Genomic DNA, 21794 nt, shown 5'->3' with positions numbered 1-21794 from the left:
GCAGCTATTTTTTCGCGTTTCCCCTGCATCGTTTACCGTTAGGTGTTAAGCCTTGGTTTAACGCGTTTTGAGCGGAAAAGAGCGAACGGGTTTTCCCTTCCCTAGGTTGTTCTAGTTCATAAAACAATCAATTTACTTAATCGAGCAAACCAACGCCGACATAAGTTACCAAGCCAACAACCACTAAAATGAGAATAACGGCAGCGGTATAAAGGGCAATACGGCGGGGATTATAATAAGGCATGGTGGTTCCTCTTAATTTTATACAAATCAACAATAAGTTTACTGTACTCGCTCTCCTTTGTCGGCCCTTTATCATCGAAAGCTGATTTTGGGGTAACGCTCCGCCAGCGAGTGAAGACCGTTTCCAGAACCTTGTGCAGGTTCGCCATGAGTAAGCGATTATTTTCCTTGCCTGCCCTCGCCCGAAGCAACGCCGATGCTGTGCAGCAGGTTATTCAGACACTGTCAGCCTATCCGCGGAACCTGAGGCTTCATCGTCACACACCTCCAGTTGCCAGAGCTCTTCAATAAAAGCACGCTGTAAGTCGTTTAATTGCCAGGCAGGTGGAAATACTGCTTTCCTTGGCAACTGAGTATCCCTATATGAAGTTTGTGATTTATTATCCATAAGCTCGTTCCTGACTACCCTGTATACAATGAGTGACGACCGCAATCCCAAAAACCCCTTGTTGCACATAGGCCAAACCGGCTTTTTCATCCGTGATATTGCTCACTCAGGTAAAGCGAGCACCAAAATATAAGCTAAACCTATCGCCAAATACCCTGTTATCGTTTTAAACGATAGTGACTTTAGTTTATTCCCACATAAAAATCTCAACAAATTAATTATGCAAAACATTATCCGGGCATTGTACAAAAAAATCCGAAGATAACACCATGAAATAGCTAAATTAAGCCAAGTAACGAATATAAAAATCCAATATCAAAGGTGAATAATGTGGAAGTTTCTCACAAAAAGTAATGAATAGCGCGACACAGTTGATTAAAAAAAAACCACCAAAACCTTAGCGTTCTCCTGTGTTACCCACATTGAGTTATCCACGTCACAAAGTCATCTTTTGTTGAAACCACTTACCAGCCCACTTATCACTGATTAACGAATATACCCTTCATACTTCAAGTTGCTTGGGTGTTGGCTGCACTCTTTCGCCCTGGTCACATAGTTCGCTATGCTCCCAGGGATTCATTCGTTTGCCGCCTGCAAGCAACTCGAATTATTTTGGGTATATCACCTGCCTCGCTCGTCAACGTACTATCCCCGTTATCTGATGCGCCACGTAACAGAATAAAATTTAAGGAATAAATCATCATAAATTTTGCCAACCATCATCACTCTAAAAATTACGATAGCCAATAAAAGTAAAGGAGAACTGCAGAAAATTATAAAATCGCATATTTTGTAATAAACCATCTGATATGAAAATAAAAAAATGAATTATATTTAGATATTTCAGTGGGTATAGCAAGTAGCGCCATTCACAATAATGCTAAGAAAAAGCTCACACTCTTATAAAAAATACAATTATTTCTGTGTATACAGGATATGGTCGATATCAGCGACAAAAAGCGATCACTTTATGAACAGATATGCTATTTTTTTTCACATTAACAAAGCGCAATGCCTTTTAGATGCTCATTTCTGCCAAATTTTAACAGAAAGTTCTTAGAAGCGTGGGGCGTTATTTTAATTGCTGAAGCCAGGTATTAGATGTTTAAATGACCACGCTATAGCAATATTTGCTTTCTATAACTTAGGGAAAAGATAATGAAAAAACGCAAATATCTTAGTCATATTGAAATTGAGAGAATGATCTCTGCAATACCGAATGGATCCAATGGCTGTAGAGATCGCTGCATGCTGTTGATGTGCTTTATTCACGGATTGCGCGTAAGTGAGCTTAGGGGGTTGCGCTTGGAGGATATCGATCTCACCACTAATCGATTGCACGTTTCCCGTTTAAAAAACGGTTTTTCCGTTCAACATCCGATTCAAATACGCGAACGCCTGGCGCTGAATAAATGGCTCGCTCAACGCCCAAGGTATCTGGAATCTGATAGCCCCTGGTTATTCCTTTCGCGTCATGGGGGGCAAATTTCACGACAGCAACTCTATCGTTTAATAAAAGCCTACGGTGAAATGGCCGGCATCAGCGTACAAGTACATCCACACATGCTCCGCCACTCCTGCGGCTATGCACTGGCGGATAAAGGCGTTGATACACGGCTAATTCAAGATTATCTCGGGCATAGAAACATTCAAAACACGGTGATTTACACGGCGAGTAACGTTGAGCGCTTTAGGGTAATACACATTTAACTCACATATGTACTATACCAAATATATCCAGCGCTCAACATTATAAAGATCGTCTATTACCTTGCAGGAGCAACAACATCAGCAGGAGCGACTACGTCTAATATACTTACGTTGTATACCATTGTTGAACCCGGCGGGATGTCGGGTGGTAGGCCTTTATCGCCATAAGCCAAGGCCGGCGGTACTACCATCGTCATGCTGCCGTGATTCTGCAATTGTGACAGCGCGGATCTGAACATCGGTGGGTAGCTGCCCAATGGCTGCGTAATCGACGTGCCAGCAGCCGCCATATCTTTGATCACCTTACCATTAGTCAGGCTTTCTTTTACGACTACAGAGACAATGCTGGCATCGTCAATTTTGCCCTTACCCGCATTGTCAACACGATAGAAATAGCCGGAACTATCTTTCTTCACCTGTTTTTGCTTCTTAAACTGAGCAATATAGCGCGCACCCGCAGCTTCAGTTTCCTGCTGACGTTTCTTCTCATTAGCACTCAACGCGGCCTCGGTAGCATGCAGCGATTTATCGATCTGCTCTTGTGATAGCTTGATCTTGCCAGCAAAAGTATCCTGTACACCTGCCAACGCCAAACGACTATCTACCTTGACCCCTTGTGCCGCTCTCTCTTTCAGCAACGCCAGCATGTCATCGGCCAATGAGCTACCGATGGCATAATCACGAATTTCACTTTCGGTTTTCGGCTCCACCACTGCGTCTTTTTGCGCTTTCTGCAGCGCAGACAACTGTTGTTCCAATGCGCTGTTTTCCAGCATTTTTTCGCTCGCGCTATCCCGCAATGCAGTAAGCTGGCTTTGCAGCTCTTCGCCCTGCTTGCGGCTCTCGTCCAAAGCAGCCTGTAATGCTTGATTGCCTTTGGTTTTCTCACTTTCCGACGCAGCCAATGTTTCTAGCTGCTTTTTCAATGCAGCCACTTGCTGTTCACTTTCCGCCGTTTTCCCCGTCAACAGAGCTAACTGCTGCTGCGCCACTTCGGCCTGTTTCTTGCTCTGAGCTAATTGCGCTTTCAGAGCATTCTGCTCGCTGCTCTTGCCCGCCTGCACCGCTGTCATAGCATCCACTTGCTTTTGCAGCACTGACGCTTTTTGTTCTTTTTCACTGGCTTTTGCCGTTAGCACGGCCAAGGTTTTTTGTAGTTCTTCGTTTTGCTTAAGGCTTTCGTTAAGTTGTGTTTGAAGCGCCTGATTCTCTTTGTTTTTGTCATTCTGCGTGAGTGCTAATACATCTAACTGTTTCTGCAATGACGAACTTTGTTGCTGGCTTTTGTCCAAGGCCTGCTGCAGACGGCTAGCGTCTTGCTTATTCTCTGATTTTGCTGCCGTAGCTGCCGCCAGATCACGTTGCATCTGCTCTGTGACTTGCAGATTTTCTTGCAGGTTTTGCTTCAAGCGGGCAACTTCGGCACGGGCATCAACATCCTGCTGAGCCGTTTGACGCAGCTGTTTCAATGCCTGATCCTGCTGACTCACCGTGGCATTCAACTGATTGATTTTAGCCTGCAGGGCTTTTAACTCGGCAACTGGAGCTGACTGAGGTTCAGTTGCTCGCTTGCTCTGCGTATTATTGCTGGGTTTGGCAGTACTTCTTTTTTGACGAGGCGGCGGAGTCGCTGCATCGAGTTGAGAGGGAGTCAGCAGCAGCAACGCTGGAGCTTCGTCCACTTTACTGGTGATCGCATTCAACGATTCGAGCGTTGTACTCATATCATCTTGCAGCTTATCCGCACCAAAAGCGCTGCCCAAAGGAAGTGCCAACGTAAAAAAAAAGCCATATTTTAGTGCCTGATTCACTTAACACTCTCCCCTCTACGGATCAGCCCATTCAACACATCACGCTCAATTTCAGCACACACCTGATTGGTTTTATATTTATATAAGGCGTCCAGCGTATCCTTGGTCTGTGTATTCACATCCCCCCGAACAGCACTGTAAACCGATGCATTTCTCACCAGGCTGTCAAAATAGGCTTTCTTGGCAGCATAAGCTTTTGGGTTGACCGACTGCAACGAAGCCAGTTCACTCTGACAAAGGCCTAAACGATTTTCTTGCACCGCAGGTTTTTCAATTACGGGTTGAGGTGGTGGTTCAATTGCGGCGGGGGGGGAAACAACCGGTTGCATCTTCGACGAAGGGCTACTGTTTTTACTTTCGCAACCGGCCAATAACAAGCCGCTACTGATGATAAATCCAACCAACAGCCGCCTGCTAGATCTGTTAGTTTTCTGAAGCTGTTCCAAATTCTACTCCTTCCTTGCTGGATAATGACCTGCCGTCACCACCCTGGAGTGGATCACCTTCACCGGAGGGGGTAACCATGTCGGCAATGTTTTTATTTCTCTATCATGGCCGCACATGCGGCCTGAGAGGCTGTCAACCGAGTGATCTGTGTGGCCATGCAGAACCATCTCCAGATACAGGTACTCCAGCATATCTTTCATTGCTACCAGTTCAACACAGTGGGTGATCCCCAACTTGTGCATGGCTTTCCCTTTAAGCGCCATCACCGTTTTTTCGCTGCGCAGCAACAATTTAGCGGTACGCTTTACTGAGTCGCCATCCAGTAGATGCTGTAATACCCTCAGTTCCATCAGACGCAATGTTACCTCATCTGAAACTTTGCTCAAGTTATCCGACAATACATTTTTTATTCTGGCACTGCAGTAAGACGTTCCAAGGCCAATTTGCGCGAAGGCCTCCGCCATTTCCGCCAAAGAATCGTGCTGACTTAGGATGGCATTCACATCCAGTTCAGATAAGCGTCGCAGGAAATAAGGAATGTAGACATCCACTATGACGGCAATTTTCATGCCTGGCCTGGTCTGACGTAATGCCCGAATAAACTGCAACTGTTGTTGCCAATCGGCTTGCTGCCAGCTAAAACCCATAACCAGCATTTCAATATTAGAGGTGACCAACCGTAGCCGGGCTTCGGTAAGAGAGCGCATCCGCCAACACTGCCAGACATTATTTTGTGCTTTCAATTGATGCTCAATGCCGATCGCCATCATCTGGCAAGGGATCAGCAGCGCGACACGTGAGAACGTTGGACTGCGTAGAGTCATAAGAATTCCCTTCCATGAGAATGAGGGCTAACTGCCCGCCAGCATTGCGATGCTTGAGGACCTGATAAGCGAATAGGGATCCCCCCTATTCGCTATTTCATCAGTCACATGCAAACTGCTGGGTGATGTTTTTCCTGAGCGAAAACAGCTCGCTGTCATTCTTGACCTGCAGCTTCCGCATGGCATTACATTTATGTGCGCTGATAGTTTTAATACTGCGATGCTGCAACTCAGCAATTTCGCGCAGGCTCATGCCATTGAACAAGAAGGTCAACACATCGTTCTCGCAACGCGTCAAACTATGCAGACTGGAAACATCATCAGAATCAGCGCGGGCCAGGTAGGAACCAATCAAAGGGCTCAACACACGCTCGCCATTGAATACGCGACTGAAAAACTCACCGACCAGTTTCAGATCATCGCCGCGGGAGACTACGCTGATATTGGCCACATCCAGCAATTTGCCCAGGTCCTCACCTTTCTGACTACGGGTATAGACAATCACTCTCAGCGTGGGCAACTGTGCACACAAACTCAATAACGCTTCACGCCCCTGAGCCGTGGTTTCATTCAGGCCATTTAATTCGGTAATAAGAATATCGACGGGCTGATACAACAACCCTTCGGAAACCGCTGCCATACTGGTTTCCTGCACAATAATCTCACTCGGTACGCTCAGCGTTCCAATAAAACAGGACAGTCCGGTCAATGTGAGCGGGCTGCGATCCATCAGGGCTATGCCGATCGGCTTTTGTGACAAAGGGGCCATATTCTACTCCTGTATGAATGACACGCTCATTCCATCCGGGAATGAGTACCATCTGTATAAACGTTAGCGGGCAAATACCGGGCCGGTTTTTGCCATCCATTTACCCTGCAGATAAAGCTCACCATCACTCTGAAAGCCTAACTTGTGCATAGCATTGCGTTTGTGGGTGCTAACGGTGCGGACATCACGGTGCATCATCAGAGCTGCCGTGGTTACGCTCTTACCGGAAAACAGATAGGCCAGCACATCCAATTCACGGGCCGTTAGCGCCTTTCCGCCAGCGGAATGATTGGCCAGTAGCTGTCTGACTTTATGGCTATAGCTGCGGCGGCCTGCGATCACTTGCTGCACACATTGCGTCAGTGCAATCGCGGGCTCCTGTTTCAGTACCAGCCCCTTGATCCCCGATGCAGTCAACAGTTGCAGCACCCGTGGGTCGTCAAGCGCGGTACAAACAATCATTGAAGTGGTTGGCCAGTGTTCCAGACAAAGTGCAATCAGGCGTAGGCCATCCAATACAGATTCTTCTTCCCCACACAATTCCATGATCAGCAATTTGGCAGGGCGATGGTGCATCAATCCAGGGATTTCTGAAAGATTGCTAACAAGTTGTACTCCATCCGCGAATCCGCACGATTGAGCCAAAATATTACGCATACCGAGAGCAGTGATTGGGCAGGATTCCATTACAATCACATTTTCCCCTTTTTGCCCGTAAGGATGAGGGGAAGGTGCACTCACTCTTTGATAAGTATGAGCCATGGTCATAGTTATTGTCCCTTTCTGCAGGTTACTGGTACTTTACTGCGTCCTTTAAAAACATTGCTCTCCTCCCTTTATTGACCGGGAGTGAAGAGGCTTTCTTCCCTGGTAACTGCTCAAAAAATGAAACTAGGCCACAATGAGAAAAAGCCCCAACCGACAATTTACATAGACACAGGTAAGGACAAATCCGTCATGCGCTGGGGCCATATCTCACGACGTAAAGGTATTCATAATGATTACTGATAGGTAAATGCCACTTGGACGGTGCCAACGATGCTGCCAGGGGTTACGCCACCATTCGCAGAATAAGCACGAGCTCTCAAGGAGAAAGTGGCATCTTTCGTTGTCGACAGTACAGGTGCAACCAGGGTGCTGTTATTACCCAGTCTTGTACTAGTAGCCACATTCTGCAGTTCAATCTGCACTTTATCCGCATCACCTGTGTTTTGGTAAAGCCCCGCTTCTTCAGCAGCCTGAGTACCACTAAACGCTGCAGTGACTGAGGTTGTAGACGTTGGGCAATCCTTCAGATGCAATGCAAATGGCACCCAGTCAGAACCTTTGCCGGCAGTGAGGCTCGCGGCTTGAATATTGGTTCCCAGATCGACGTTTACCACGTTGCCAGCAGAAGCATCAACCGTGCATGGTGATGCCTTAATCGTACCGGTAATGTTGATAGTTGTATTATCTGCGGCTAATGCAGAGTAACTCATACCCGTGCTCACTACTGCCATACAAAGCACCGTACTTTTTAAAACCTGCTTATAATTTCTCATAATGTCCTTATCCTTTAATTAATATCCAACCACAGAAATATCATTACGAAAATCAACGAGTAATAAAAAGCTATTGAATTTCAACCTTAACCGTACCCGTCGCATTAAATACCCCTACAGCGGGTGTATTACCGGTAGTATTCACCGGATATACGTTAATTTCCGCTTGCCCCGTACTATTCAGACTCCCAAGACCTGTCATATTCATAGGTAACGTGCCATTAGACGGTGAAATAATATTACCATTACCATCTTTAATCATTACAGCAATGTCACCGTTAGTCGTTTTCAGTGCATTACTAATCTTCGGATCGGGTTCAGCAGTGAAGGTCAAACTCACCTTAACCCCATCCGAAATATTCCGACATGCTAAAGTCAATTGCCGATTAGTTGGCGTAAAACCATCTGGCATAGCGCCTGCGGTTTTAAATTTGCTTGACATAATATCGCCAAAGTCAATCGTTATTGGTGAGGGACTGATATCACAATTCTGTGGAACAGTTACTGTGCCATTCATTGTGACCGTGGCTGCAATCTGCGGGCTACTCACCCCACTAACCGCAGCAATACGGATATTAGTCAATGCTACAGAGGGTATAGTATGAGTACCAACAAAAGGCTTAATAAAATAAAGATGAATCCTACCTCTAGCACCACTACCGTAATTTTGGGTACAACTATTCTGAACATCAAAACTTCCTGAGAGCCCATTCGTTTGGTTTGCAAATGGAATTGGGAAATAGGCATCAGTACGCCCAGCAATATATACTTCCGCTGCTGCAGCCAAATACTCATCTACTTTGTAGAAACTCATGGCTTTACCGGTAGAACTTGTAGATGAATACACTGCTTGCCCAAGTCCTGAACCTAACTCAGCACTAATAAATGATTCAAAAATTCGCGTTACAAGTGGACATTCACAGATCATGGGATACGTTCCCCCCTCATCTGCCCACACAGGATTACCTTGCAAGTTGGCATTCAGTATGGTCTTGCCAATCACGTTCTGTGTTGGATCATCATATTTCGCATTAAATGTAAAAACGTAGGGTTTAGTACCATTTTGTGGCCTACACTCCCCCATGGCGGCCTGCGCCTGTGGTGCCAGAAAGAGTAACGAACTCAGAACACAGCAAGATAAGGAGAATCTTATTATTGGGCTAAATTTTTTCATCATCAAAACCTTTCTTTATAAACACTGGCCATTCATCAATCGAATACCAGTGTTCTCTTTCTGTTCAACCACAGAATAAGACACCTGGCACTGTTGTGAGGCATCATTACCCCATTTCACATTCAGCTTGCCGCTACCGGACATTCCGGTGAGATAAACCTGTCCGCTATCACCAACAATGCTGGCATTTTGGCCATCGGCGTCTGTCACCGTGGCACCAAACGGCACCGGTGCTCCGCCTTGCATCAACATGGTCATCAATACACGCTGACCAACATTCGGCTTAAATTCAGCACGCACTACCGCACCACGGGTTGGGATCACCGTTTGGCTGGTTAGCGTCATATCTACGTCATCCGGCAGAGTCGTGGTATCCAGCCCGGTGATATTTTTGCGATAGGCAGAGGCATAAGGCACCACCGCATAACCCCGCCAGTCGGTGGTCACCCCGGTTTGGTTAGCAATATTGACACCTTTAGCCCCCGGCGCTTTCACCAATACCACCGTTTCACCCAGTGACTGCGACAAGGTAAGGCCATTTTCATGCAACATGACCCCTCCCTGAACACCGTAGTTGAGTCGCTGCTGGGAACGATCATAACCATAACCCAAGTTCACCTGGCCCAAACCGCCGTTATAGCCAACGCTGGCGTTACCACTCGCCCCCTGCCCTTGGCTGGTGTAGCCTTGACTAATGTTGTAGTTCAGATTACCGCTTGGCAGTGCGGTGCCCCCAAACCCAACCATATTACTGGTCGAACCACGGCGACTGGTGTTCATGTTGTAGGTGGCATAGCTGCTGTTGGTCAGCCATTTGCTTAATGGCACGCTGACGTTTAAGGCAAAGAGTTGGTCAGTGTAATTAGTCCGATCACCATTACTGTTATAGCCGTTTTTGCTGTAGGTATAGTTCAGGCCATAGCTGATACCTCTCCAACTATTGTTGTAGCCCACGCTTGCCGACTGATTGCGACGATCGTTGTTCCAGTAATCCTCACTGATCAGGCTAAGGGAAACAGATCCAGCACCTTCCCACAGGTTCTGACTCAGCGTCAGTTCAGCACGGCTCTTCTTATGGTCAAGGTAAGGGCTGGATCTACCGTTGGTATAGGTGTCCAGCGTTTCCTGCAGCGTATAGAACCCTTCTGTTGAATAACGGTAACTCGCCAAACTGAAGTTGGTCCCACTTTCAACAAAGCTCTTGCCATAGCGGAGGCGATAAGACTGGCCGCTTTCCTTACCCATCTCTTCAGGTTTAGACCAAGCCTGTGTGATGTCAGCAGAAAGCGCGCCGATGACACCCATGTTTTGGCCCCAGCCAATAGCGAGTGACTGGTATTTGCTGGCTGCCTGCACCCCACCATAAATTGTCGCCCCCCACGGCAGGCCGTAAATTCCGGTGCCCTGCGTGAATGGCGTGTTTTCCACATCACTGTTTGATGAACGATATTGACCACTGGTCAGGCTATACTTGAATCGCCCTTCACGCTGTAATACAGGAACAGAAGCGAATGGCACCACCAGCGTCTGCTCACTGCCGTCAGTTTCTTTAATCGACACGTTCAGGTCGCCGCTACCTGCTGTAGGGTAAAGATCCTTGATCTCAAACGCCCCTGGTGCGACATAACTTTGATAAATGATAAAACCGTTCTGACGGATGGTGACTTGCGCGTTGCTACGAGCAATACCGCGCACTACCGGTGAGTAACCTTTCATGCTGTCTGGCAGCATATCGTCATCAGAAGCCAACTGACCACCGCGGAACGGTACACTATCAAATACGTCACTCGGTGAGCTACTTTCCCCCAGAACCAGTTGACTCTTCAGTGCAATAATATCGCGCTGCAAATAGGTATTAATGGAATTCCAGTGATTATCACCATTAGCATCACGGTTCCAGGTAGAATAGTTGCGCAAGCGCCATGCACCGAGGTTTGCACCAGAACGGAGGTTAAGGAAATAGGTACTGGTGTTATCGTTGATATTATTGGTGTTGCCTGTACCATCAATACCGTTATTAACAATATTGTTGTTATTGTTGCTATTGCGGCTCCAGTTGTTAGCCCCGGTGAAGTTATAGTTCACCAATAACGCAGGCACACCCTGATCCCACTTATCCGGTGAAACATAATCACGTGCAGCAAGATTTAACGCAGCCTGAGGAATACTCAGGTCAAGGCGCTGCTGATTAAAACGGAAGGTAGCCGAAGCCTGCGGAATAGCCTGAGCTAAATTAGCGCACTGCCCAGATGCCTTGAGCGCAGGAAAAGAGTCAACCTTCACGCCCATCGATTCAAGCATGCCACTGCTTAGGCAGGGTTGCAGGCTATTCTTGCCTGTCGCATCTTTCTGCAACGAAAAATCAAGATCGTGAGTGTCGACCATCTGGCCATTCAAATAAACATCAACCCGGTATCTACCTGGAGCCTGAGTACTCCCATCTTCAAAAACCGTTAGGTCAGCCCCACGTTGAGACGGGTTATCAAGTTCCAACAATGCCGGGTTAAAGAAATCGCGCGCCTGTGCACCACCGGAAAGCCCCATTAACATTGCGACCTGACATGAAATCAACAAAGCCAGGGGGGTACGGTTAAATCCACGAGAGCCTAAACGCTTCGGGTTATTCATCCATTTAACTCCATTTATCAGCAGTGCCAGTAGATTCCGGCCAGCCGCGTCCTTTCCCCGTTACTACCTGTACAGGGATTGATTTTAGTTATCTTGACGTGTGCTTTATAAATTCCCGGTGAAGGGGTTACTGGTGCCACCGTAATCGTTAATAATTTCCCAGCTCAAAGCACCACCACTAACTCCCGCAGGCAGCTCAAAGCGAGCACTGGACTGCGGTGCAACCATAGAGGCATTTTTAATTTGGTTACCGTTTACTTTAACCTTGAAGAAGGTAACGTAGTACGGTGAAGAGTTGGTAACCTGAACTGCGTTGCCACTGCGTTGCCACGTTAATGCTTTAGCAGCTTCTTCCAGTGAACCCGGCAAGCCCTGAGGACGGTAGATCAGCTTAATGCGGGTTTTAATCGCAATTTGCAACGTATTGTCTTTTTTCTCAGCTGACGGAATAGACTTAATGTTCAGCCAATATAAGGATTCTTTATTTGTGGGCAGGTTACCTCCAGCGCGAACTACACGCAGAATATTATCTTGCCCGCCATCCAAGCGGAACAAAGGCGGAGTAATAATAAATGGGGCTTTAGAAGTATCACCGTCTTGAGAGTCTACCCAAGATTGAATCAGATAAGGGACTTTGTCAGGGTTACTGATGCCTAAAGAGGATTCTTTTTTTGCGCCATCGTAAATCAGACGGGTTCCGCCAACAATAACTCCCGCCTGAGCTTGCAAGCCAAACGCCAATAATAGCACTGCGACCGTCGCGCTCCGCCAAACTTTCATTTCTTATTACCCACCTAAACCATTGAGAGAAAAGCCAGGGGCGGCATCCCCCCCCTGACCAGGCTTTATACTGCCGTTATGAAATCAGGCAGACAAAACTTATTGATAAACAATGGTAAAGTTGCTAACTGCGTTAGCTGCACCTGGGGTTACGGAGGCTGCAGTTGAAATATAGCTTGCAACGAAGCTCAAAGTATTTGTAGCAGTGCCTGGCTGCAACGTCTGCGGAGTAGAGTCCTGATACAGGTTGATCACTTTGTTGTTACCATCAGCGATCTGAATGCCAACACCCTTAGCAGTAGTAGCAGCGGTAGGGTCAGTTAACTGAAGAATAGAGTTATTATTTGGTACCTGGTTGCCATCAAAACGAACGCTAGCAGCAGAAACGGTATCCGGGCAGTTGCTCAGTACAAGAGAAAAGCCTTTAGAACCAGATACTGAACCAGCAGATGGGAAAGAAGATGCAGCAATCTTACCCAGATCAACGGTTTGGTTTTTGGTCGAAGTGGAGATATCGCAACCCTGTGGAATGATAGTACCGGTGAAGTTAACCTGACCATCTGCAGCAAACACACTGGTGGTAAACGCGGAGGCAGCTAACATGGCAACGGCGACAAGATTCTTGTTCATACTACTTTTCCTTTAAAATAATGCACTTCTCGCGCACTTGTTTATTTCTGACATAATCCTATGTCATTCCTTTTTATTTAGTTCATTGCCTGGAAACTACCTACGTCAATAGGTATTGAGCAGCGTTAACCTTTCCAGCCAAACGATTCATTTTGAACTAAAGTGACTCCTTTAGTTTAAAACTCCAAAGTATATTATTTTTAATCAAACTAAAAAAATAATAGTCTTAAATATCTCCTTATACAGAATTAAATTCTGGATAAAAAACAATCTTCTTTTGTGTGGGGATTTTGTCTTGTAAATATTGAGAAAAAACTTAGATCTTTCTAAGCATTTCTTAATCGCGGGAATTGATTTAAATTATTGTTTTTTATTGATTTTTATCTGGGCAGCAAAATATTGGATCGTTATTGTTGACATTATTTTGGGGCATCCTTAGAGTATGTTGCAATTTAGTTCAAAGTGACTCATTAGACATATTTAATTACTTGCTAGTTACCATACTTCCTTGAACCTTTTGGCGTTACTTGCTGTGTATAACACAGTATTCTGAATGTTCCTATGGCCAAGAAAATCCTGAATCAAGCGCGTGTCTATTCCTCTATCTGCCAGTGCAAAGCCACAGCCATGACGAAGCATGTGTGGGTGAGCATTTACTTCTAAATTTGCTGCCTCACTGTAATTACGAATTAACCAATAGATTCGCTGACGTGATAAACGCGAGCCTCGGTTAGAGAGAAACAACCATTCACTATCAGCCCCTCGGTAATACTTTCTTTTTGCCATCCAGCGTTGTAAGCATTTCCTCTCACGGACATACAAGGGGTGAATGGTAGAAAAACCATTTTTCAATCGATGAATATAGATATTCCCCCCTTCAAGATCGATATCAGACAGCCGCCAACTGTTAATCTCACTCACTCGACACCCATGGATAAAACACATCCAAATCAGACAATAATCGCGTTCAGGATTCTTACCCCTCAGGGTTGCCTCAAGCAGCCTCTCCACCTCAGAAGGTGTTAAATGCTTACGACTGGTCATAGTACCTCGTTAATCTTCACAAAGAAAAATGTGGATTGCTTTTTCCTTTGTCATTTCCACAATAACATTCAGGAGTATTAACTCCTGCCTCCGGATAACATCCTGAATCCTGGGTAGAGTATAGCCGATAAGCTTAAAGGCAACAGCCAAGATATTAACCTGCTTAAAATACCAACATGCAAACTTAAGCATTACTCATGTGGAAAAGAGATAAAAAAATCCAAATAAAAAATTAGCAAGTTAACTATTTTTCACACGCAACGCTTAAAAAAATAAGGAAGTGTAAATATATATAAATAGAAAAAGCACATTGGTATAAATACTTACCTATCTTACGCAACTCAAAGATACTATTATTATCTGCCAAATCATCCATAATTGAATAAAATCACCATAAAAATAAAAATCAAGATGATTCCATAAAAAATAACAGAATACTCCTTAAGATTTATAGAGATAATCTCTGCATCTTTAAAATTAGCGGGAATTCCTTAGAATCATGGCACCCAAATCAGTTCAGATTGGCTATTGTGTCAATCAACGGGAAGTAGGGCGCTGAGTAAAATGCTGTCTCTGTGAAGGGGAACTTCAGTGTTATTGATGGTTGTTATGAAGCCGTATGTTATGCGAGATAGATTTCATGCATTGAATAGACGCTATTGCCTCAACACCCATTTGATTTCTTAGGGCGTTGAGGCTAGTTATCTGTACTAAAACCCCTGTGATACTTGTAGCCACATTTGCGGCTGGCCATCCCGTTGACTGTCACTGTCATCGGGGTGATTCACCCGCCACGCCAGTTGCAGCGAAACCTGGCGTTTATCACCAAACCAGCTGGCACCGGTTCCCAGCGCGCCGCGCCGCTGGTGGTTTTTATCCATCGTCCATGGCGACTTACTGGTTTTCACTCCACCGTAATCAAAGAAGGTTTTCCACTGCCAGGCCGGGGTTATCGCGTAACGCAATTCCAGATTGGTCAGCCACCCCCGATCGCCACTGGTGTTACCAGAAGCGTAGGCACGCACGCCGTTGACGCCCCCCAGCGAAAATTGCTCTGAGGAGTCGAGGTTTTTCGACGCCAATTGACCACTGAACTGACCATAGACACTCCAGCGTTCGCTGAGCATCTGTAGGCGTAGTGCGGTCAGATTAAACTTGCTGAAGTTGCCCGCAGTGCGCGCGGTTTTGCTGTCGTTCTGTGCGGTGAGCGGATCGGTAATCTCCAGATGGCCGTTGCTGACGCTGGCAGAAACAAAGCTCAGGCCTCCGCCGCCAAAGCTATCCTGGCCGTTGGCGCTGAGGCTGGCCGTCCACAACTGGCTGTTTTTATGGCTTTTGCTGTCGAATAAATCGATGTCATCCCGCAGCCGTTTGTCATCAAACTGCAGCTGGCTGCTGAGAGTCAAGGTTCGGCTTCTGTACAAGGGTTGAGAAACATAAGCACTGGTGGTGCGGGCATTACCGTGTGCGTCCAAGTCGGCAAAGTCTTTGCCCAGTGAGTAATCCATATTGGAGTAGGAAGCGCCTACGCGAGTAAACCAGCGATTAACCGGAGCATCGTACGACAGAAAGTAATAATACTGCCGCGCATCGCTGGCCAAACCGCGCAGGCGCAGGCGATCTCCCAAGCCCAACGGACTGTTAACCGAGACATCGGCATTCAGGCGGTTTTTGCCGGTATATTTGCCGCCATAGTTATCCAGATCGAGGCTGCCGCTAAACAAAGGGGCGGGTTTGGCCTCCACCAGCAGATCGGCGGCTCCGGCTTTTTTGCTGGTGAGCAGCGTCGAGCGGGCCTGCACGCCGGGGGTATCGTTCAGCAACAGTAGGGTTTGCTGCAGTTGACCGGCGTTGATAGCGGCATCTGGCGTAATCCGGCCAATCAGGCGCTTCAAGGTAGCATCAGAAAGGCGCGAACTGTTGTCGGTTTTGATCTCGCCATAGTGCGCTTCCAGTATCGCGATCTTGACCACGCCATTCTCAATCTCTTGCTCCGGCAGATAGGCGCGGTTCAGCACATAGCCACGCTGTTGGTAATAGGTGGTGATACGCTGCGCCGCTTCATAAAGTTGTGGCAACGTGAGTTCACGGCCGGTGTATTCCTGCAATTGCGCCAACAGAATCGCATTGGGAAACAGGGTATTGCCGCTCAAAGTAAAGGTGTTCACCTTGACCGTCGGCTGTTCAGCGCTGGCGGGCTGAGCCGGTGCTGGCGTGGGCGGAGTGGGTAAACCCAGATCTGGAGCAGTTGAAGGTGCCAGAGTTGGCCGACGGGTATCAATCTCACGTAGGCTTTGCCCAGCATCTGGAATAGTTGGCGTAGCTGCCTTTACATTGCTGAATCCCAGTAATAGGGGGAGCAAGGGCCAGATATTGTGTGGCCGGGAGTCTTTTTTATTGTTTGTCATTATATTGTCAAATCAGGTGACGCTGGATAGCCAGCTATAGGCAATAAAAAGCCTGGCTTGCGCCAGGCTGAATTTTGGTTGTTACAGGCCGCAGTATGACTGCCCAGTACAGGCTTTGCCGTTTACGGTGCCGTAGCCGTAGGAGTTCGTAATAACACTTTTTTCACCGGGACTAGGTAAACTGTGCCAGCCGTTGCCTAAATCCAGAAAATCGAGGCCACCAATCAGCGTACCTATGTCCTTATCTCCCTTTACGGTTCCATAGGCTTTAGAGTTGGTAATGGTGCTGACAAAACTTGTCCCAGTCAAACCACCAACGCTGCTGCCTCCCGTCACATTGCCGGTTGCATAAGCATTTTTGAGATCTGAACGTGAGAGTACCCCGGTCAACCCACCGACGCTAATGCTACCCGCGTTACCTGTCACATTGCCTGTGGCATAAACATCGCTGAGTTCAGAACCGATAGCATTACCAATCAACCCACCCACATTTTTAGTGCCCTGCACACTACCTGATGCATGAGCATTACTAATTACCTTCCAAGAAGATTCGCCAATCAACCCACCAACCCCGTTGTTACCGCTCACGTTCCCGGTTGCATAAATATCGCTGATTATAGTTTTGTAAAAAGAGTTATTGGCATAACCGATCAACCCACCTGTCGCCCATCCGGTACCAGTAACATCACCAGTTGCATAAGAATTGCGGATACTTACTGCCCCTTCACCAATCATGCCGATTAAGCCTCCCACATAGTCGCCGCTGCCATTAACAGTGACAGTTGCATAGGAATTGTTGATATAGCTGGAAAGGGGGGGTTCGTTACTAGGGGCCATTGAACCATAGGCTAGGCCGACCAAACCGCCGACTCTACCACTACTACTCGTTACCGTTCCTGTGACAGAGACATTGTTGATATCTGCGTTACCAATGAGGCCAAATAACCCACCAGTCCAGCCCCAACCACGATCGGATAATGTATTAATATTAACATTTTCCGCATAAACATCGTGAATACGGCTTCTCATAAAGTAACTACCAGTCAAGCCTGCCAGAGCCCCTACCATAATCTGCCCATCGCCCCCAGCAAAGTCATTGGTACTCACCTTGGTATCAATCAACCCGAGGTTACGGACTTCTCCAAACAGGGCGCTAAATAAACCAACATACGCCTGATCAGGTCTATTGAACGACCTTATATTGAGTTGGTTAATGGTATTGCCCAAACCGGACAACACACCGTTAAAAGAGCTTGACTCATAACTCCCTATCGGCCTAAACCCTTCCCCCTGCGCCGTTGAACTGGCATCGATGGTATTGCCCAGCACATAGTAGCCCGCCAGATCGTTTTCCATCGCCTGTAGCTGGGCCACATTCTGGATCACGGTATAGCTTTGGCCATTATTGCTGAAGCTGGCACCCTGGCCGGAAAGGGTAACGCTTTTCCCTTTAGCCAGCAGATAGTCGCCGCCTTCAATAAAGGCTACGCCCGCATTTTTGCCGGTGGCTTTCAGGTTGGCATTCAGCACGATGTTATCCTGCGCCGCCAACAACAGCTGGTTGGCCGTGCTCCAGCTGATATCGTTGGCCAGCGTGAGATCGCTGCTGTTACTGATCAATTCCACATTGCTGGTGCGCAGGCTGTTGGTGACAGCACGGGCCGAGACTTTATTGCTGCTGGTGCTGTCATTGACGTTCAGCTTATCGGCAGCCACGGTCCAAGTGCCGGTCTGGCCGCCAAAACCACGGGTATCAACGCTAGCACTGGCGCTGACGTTGACTGACTGGCCGCTGGTTTCGATATTGCCACCGTTACCTTGGTCTGTGCTGGCATCCAGAATGCCATCCACGTTGACCAGCCCCTGCTGCCCACCGCTCAGGACGATCTTGCCCGATCTATTGCTCAGGGTTTGCGCCTGAATGGTGCCAGTATTATTCACCACGGTCTGCAACACGTTGCTATTGGCATAGGCGGCACTCATCACTACTTGGCCGCCATCGGCTTGGATAAAACCGCTGTTTTCCGCCAGCGCATTGGCCGCCGCGCCGGTGACCTGAATATTTACCAGCCCATCACCGCCAAAGTCCAGGGTGGTGGCTTTACCGGCTGCCAGCTTCACGCTGCCAAGATTTGCCTGAATATTCCCCTGGTTGCTGACCTGGCCGCCCAATAACACCACCGCACCGCCGTCTTTGGCGGTGATAGTGCCTTGGTTGACCACGCTGGCTGGGCTGTTACCGCCGCTGAAATTGTACTTGCCGAGAGAGAAGTTGGTGGTGGTCAAATCCTGAGTAGATGCCACCAGCCCGCCGACGTTCACTTGCGCATTGCTGCCAAACAGCACGCCATTCGGGTTGACCAGGAATACCCGGCCATTGGCGTTCAATTGCCCCATCACTTTGGAGCCTTCGGTGCCCACCACCCGGTTTAATGCAATCGAGTTACTGCTCGGCTGTTGAAAATTGACCTTGTTGCCTTCGGCGATATTAAAGCTCTGCCATTCAATCGCCAGCTTGTCACTGCTCTGGTTGATTTGCATTTGCTGGTTGGTGGGCTGGCTGATGGTACCGGTGCCAAACTTCACCGCACCACTGGCAGGAAGATCGGCCGCGTAGCTGGAACCAAACGCCAGGCTGCCCAGAATAGCAAGCGTGAGGCGGTTTAATGAGGTATTGCCTATCGAGCTAATTATTTTACTCATGAATAACATCTCCATCCAAGGAAATAGGAACAATTTGGATTAAATTAATTTTAACTCTGGATAATAAACGGCGAATTAAATACCTGCTACAGAAGCCGTTCTTTGATATGAAAAAAGCAGGCAAAAACAATCTAATAGAACTCCTTTGCAATGTCTATTTTTTTAACCCTGCGCCCACCTCCCCTGCCTATAAATAATGGCGCCCAGGTAATTAATTATAACCAGCATCAATGAAACCATAGTAATCGCCACTATATTTCTGCAGGTGACTCAGCAGGATTTTAAATATATTATGCTTTAATTAACCCAATCCTAATCGACATTACTCTGCATAAAAAAACAACAAAAATCCACTGGCATGATAAAAACACAATAAAATCAATAAATAAAAAACAAAGCAGCGAAAATTCAATTTACTGACAAATAACGTTTAACTCAAAAAATCAAAGTATAAATATCGAAAAAACAAGGCAAGAACAATCCCAATGAAAACGACAACCCATAAAAAAAGACAAATTAAAAATAACAATAAAAACCAATTCATTATGAACAACCATTAATGCATTAACAATAGTTTACGGGATTAAGCTTGTTTATAAACAAGAAAAATCCCGCAATTAAAAAACTTTCATTCATCAGTGAAAAATATCAATGCGGCCATGCTTACCCATAGCAAGATATTGGCAGTGAGCACCGCAGAATTTGTTGGCTATCGGAATAGACGAGATTAAAAAAGAAGAGAGGGACGGTGAGATCCCCCCAATACAGCAATAGGCGAGTCATACTTCGAGCTGTATGGGTGTTGGCTGCATTGCTCGTCCCATCGGGAATGCTGCAGCCACCTGCATACAACTCGAATTATTTAGAACCTGAGTAAAACACGATCTCAGACGGTTAAACCGCCATCAAGCACCAGGGTTTGCCCGGTCATATAACGGCTGTCATCACCAATCATAAACACCGCCGCGCGAGCCACCTCATTGGCTTTACCCAAACGACGCAGTGGAATTTGCTTGCGCAGCGCTTTCAATGCCTCGGCGGGGATCGCATCCGTCATGTCGCTTTCAATAATACCCGGCAGCAGGCAATTGACCCTGATACCAAAGCGTGCCACTTCCAGCGCCAACGATTTGCCCATGCCAATCATCGCCGCCTTGGTGGCAGCATAGGCCGTTTGCCCAATGTTGCCTTTGATACCCGAGACAGAAGACATTAAGACCAATGCCCCCTCCCCCTGCGCCAACATGGCTGGCAACAGTTGCCGGTTCCAATAGAATATGGCGTTCAGGTTGGTATCTATCACCTGCCGCCAGTTGTCGCCGTTTTGCTGAATATGCAAACCATCCAGCGTAATACCCGCATTATGGATCACCGCAAAAGGCGCGCCCAAACGCGCCAGCAGCTCGGGAGCAACCCGATTAACGGCCTCTTCATCACTGCCATCACAGACGCAACTTTCTACCCAGCCGGGTAAACCGGCGCAGGCTTCAATCACCTCAGCACTCTGCGCCTGGCTACTGCGGCAGGTAAATACCACATTCCACTGTTTGGCCAACTCTTCCACCAGCGCACGGCCAATGCCCCGGCTGCCGCCGGTAACCAATACCCATTGTTTAGTCATAGCGTTAGTCTTGCTGCTCTACCAAATATTGACACAGTTCGCCCAGCGTCATTTCCGGCTTATCGATAAACATTTCAGCGGTGAGCGTCACACCAAACTCACGCTTGGCCAACACCATCAATTCAACATAGTCCAGGCTATCCAGCTTCAGTTGGTGCAGAGGCATTTCTGGCGATAAATCGGACATCTCCAGATCTTTCGCATCACAAATCATTTCGCAAACGGTGCTGTAAACCTGTTCGTACTTTTCCATTTTTATATCCTTATTTAATTACCGGCCAACGGCCATGTTTTCAATGTGACTGCGGTCGTTATCAGCGGCTGCTGTTGCACTCTGGCCTGGATCTCGGTGCGTAATACAAAACCGCTTTCTCGATTGCCCACGATTAACATCGGCTGAATGGCATAATCCAAATGATCCACCAGGTGAAAATGCGCATCTGGGCTCAATAATTTCGCGCTGAAGTGGGTTTCATGATGCGTCTGCACTACCGGGATCTGGGCAAACACCTCGATCAGCGTTGCCGCAGCCAGCTCTGGCAATGTCTCTGTCACCATCGCCAAGGTTTCGGGTGACTTCACTACCAGTTGGAACAGCAACGCATCGAAGAACCCCCAGGTTTGAGCAGCGTCTGCCGCATCCCCTGGGAATTGCTGACTAAGCGCCATCACCTCTGCCAACGCTAACCGATGTTCCTGCCCACCGTTCACCTGCACCAACGGCTGAGCCGCCGTCAACTTACTGCTGAAACAGATTTCCTGTGTGGCACTGTCAAGCAACTTGCCGGTGACCTGCGACCCCTTCTCCGTAATCTGTAACTGGTAGGGGGTATGGCAAAGCACCGGGTGACGCAGACGCGTGCTGAAGCTATAAAAATCTTCCTTTGGCGTTGCCGCAAGCAGCGCAGCGCTCAGGTGCCGTTTCATATCCAGCATGGCGCGCATGCCGTGGACGCTTAACTGCTCAGCCCCCATGTTGCGCACGTACTGCAGGTCAAAATGGATCGGGTTGTAATCCCCGGAAAAGGCCGCCCACTCTTCTGCATCACGCACGCTATAGTTGAGGATCATGC

The 21794-nt window shown here is 47.5% G+C and carries 18 protein-coding genes; 1 reads left to right on the top strand and 17 read right to left on the bottom strand.

The window, feature by feature from the left end; genetic code table 11:
- Positions 1 to 454: 454 nt before the first annotated feature.
- Positions 455 to 631: a hypothetical protein gene (locus BMI79_RS24055; RefSeq protein ID WP_167370527.1), complete on the bottom strand. Its 177-nt coding sequence runs from the start codon at positions 629 to 631 to the stop codon at positions 455 to 457.
- Positions 632 to 1789: 1158 nt separating this feature from the next.
- On the opposite strand from BMI79_RS24055, the gene BMI79_RS18850 reads away from it, so the two are divergent.
- Positions 1790 to 2341 carry a tyrosine-type DNA invertase gene (locus tag BMI79_RS18850; RefSeq protein WP_076943641.1) on the top strand — a complete coding sequence of 184 codons (552 nt, stop codon included), beginning with the start codon at positions 1790 to 1792 and terminating at the stop codon, positions 2339 to 2341.
- A gap of 56 nt (positions 2342 to 2397) precedes the next feature.
- Here the strand turns inward: BMI79_RS18850 and BMI79_RS18845 are convergent, their stop codons facing one another.
- The 16 genes from BMI79_RS18845 to BMI79_RS18765 form a co-directional block, all read right to left on the bottom strand.
- Entirely contained in the window at positions 2398 to 4152 is a 1755-nt protein-coding gene (locus BMI79_RS18845) for an FKBP-type peptidyl-prolyl cis-trans isomerase N-terminal domain-containing protein (protein ID WP_076943640.1), read from the bottom strand.
- Positions 4149 to 4598 carry a hypothetical protein gene (locus BMI79_RS23185; RefSeq protein ID WP_083704493.1) on the bottom strand — a complete coding sequence of 150 codons (450 nt, stop codon included), beginning with the start codon at positions 4596 to 4598 and terminating at the stop codon, positions 4149 to 4151. The genes BMI79_RS18845 and BMI79_RS23185 overlap by 4 nt, the downstream gene beginning before the upstream one ends.
- A 3-nt stretch (positions 4599 to 4601) precedes the next feature.
- Positions 4602 to 5423, bottom strand: coding sequence for a LuxR C-terminal-related transcriptional regulator (locus BMI79_RS18835; RefSeq protein ID WP_076943639.1), 822 nt, complete (start codon positions 5421 to 5423; stop codon positions 4602 to 4604).
- Between the two features lie 100 nt (positions 5424 to 5523).
- Positions 5524 to 6192 (bottom strand): response regulator transcription factor, encoded by a 669-nt coding sequence (locus tag BMI79_RS18830; protein WP_076943638.1) that lies wholly within the window; start codon positions 6190 to 6192, stop codon positions 5524 to 5526.
- 63 nt (positions 6193 to 6255) lie between these two features.
- Complete coding sequence (locus BMI79_RS18825; RefSeq protein WP_241680006.1) at positions 6256 to 6768, bottom strand: LuxR C-terminal-related transcriptional regulator; 513 nt, start codon at positions 6766 to 6768, stop codon at positions 6256 to 6258.
- Between the two features lie 425 nt (positions 6769 to 7193).
- The gene (locus BMI79_RS18820; RefSeq protein WP_076943636.1) at positions 7194 to 7733 is read right to left on the bottom strand and encodes a fimbrial protein; all 540 of its coding nucleotides are present in this window, start codon (positions 7731 to 7733) and stop codon (positions 7194 to 7196) included.
- A gap of 70 nt (positions 7734 to 7803) precedes the next feature.
- Complete coding sequence (locus BMI79_RS18815; protein ID WP_076943635.1) at positions 7804 to 8910, bottom strand: fimbrial protein; 1107 nt, start codon at positions 8908 to 8910, stop codon at positions 7804 to 7806.
- 12 nt (positions 8911 to 8922) lie between these two features.
- Positions 8923 to 11535 (bottom strand): fimbria/pilus outer membrane usher protein, encoded by a 2613-nt coding sequence (locus tag BMI79_RS18810; protein ID WP_076943634.1) that lies wholly within the window; start codon positions 11533 to 11535, stop codon positions 8923 to 8925.
- A gap of 105 nt (positions 11536 to 11640) precedes the next feature.
- Positions 11641 to 12315, bottom strand: coding sequence for a fimbrial biogenesis chaperone (locus BMI79_RS18805; RefSeq protein ID WP_076943633.1), 675 nt, complete (start codon positions 12313 to 12315; stop codon positions 11641 to 11643).
- 99 nt (positions 12316 to 12414) lie between these two features.
- Positions 12415 to 12945, bottom strand: coding sequence for a fimbrial protein (locus BMI79_RS18800; RefSeq protein ID WP_076943632.1), 531 nt, complete (start codon positions 12943 to 12945; stop codon positions 12415 to 12417).
- Positions 12946 to 13440: 495 nt separating this feature from the next.
- Positions 13441 to 13989 (bottom strand): tyrosine-type DNA invertase, encoded by a 549-nt coding sequence (locus BMI79_RS18795; protein ID WP_076943631.1) that lies wholly within the window; start codon positions 13987 to 13989, stop codon positions 13441 to 13443.
- A gap of 710 nt (positions 13990 to 14699) precedes the next feature.
- On the bottom strand, positions 14700 to 16397 hold the full coding sequence (locus BMI79_RS18785; protein ID WP_083704492.1) for a ShlB/FhaC/HecB family hemolysin secretion/activation protein: 1698 nt from the start codon (positions 16395 to 16397) through the stop codon (positions 14700 to 14702).
- Between the two features lie 81 nt (positions 16398 to 16478).
- Positions 16479 to 19100 (bottom strand): two-partner secretion domain-containing protein, encoded by a 2622-nt coding sequence (locus tag BMI79_RS18780; RefSeq protein ID WP_076943629.1) that lies wholly within the window; start codon positions 19098 to 19100, stop codon positions 16479 to 16481.
- An 886-nt stretch (positions 19101 to 19986) separates the two neighbouring features.
- A complete protein-coding gene (locus tag BMI79_RS18775; protein WP_076943628.1) occupies positions 19987 to 20721 on the bottom strand; it encodes an SDR family oxidoreductase in 735 nt (244 codons plus the stop codon).
- A 4-nt stretch (positions 20722 to 20725) separates the two neighbouring features.
- Positions 20726 to 20974, bottom strand: coding sequence for an acyl carrier protein (locus BMI79_RS18770; protein ID WP_076943627.1), 249 nt, complete (start codon positions 20972 to 20974; stop codon positions 20726 to 20728).
- A gap of 14 nt (positions 20975 to 20988) precedes the next feature.
- A complete protein-coding gene (locus tag BMI79_RS18765) occupies positions 20989 to 21792 on the bottom strand; it encodes a hotdog family protein (RefSeq protein ID WP_425272360.1) in 804 nt (267 codons plus the stop codon).
- Positions 21793 to 21794 lie beyond the last annotated feature (2 nt).

This window comes from Serratia oryzae (assembly GCF_001976145.1).
Classification (GTDB): domain Bacteria; phylum Pseudomonadota; class Gammaproteobacteria; order Enterobacterales; family Enterobacteriaceae; genus Chania; species Chania oryzae.
The sequence above is the reverse complement of the archived record's forward strand: the minus strand, read 5'-3'. Positions and strand labels throughout refer to the sequence as shown.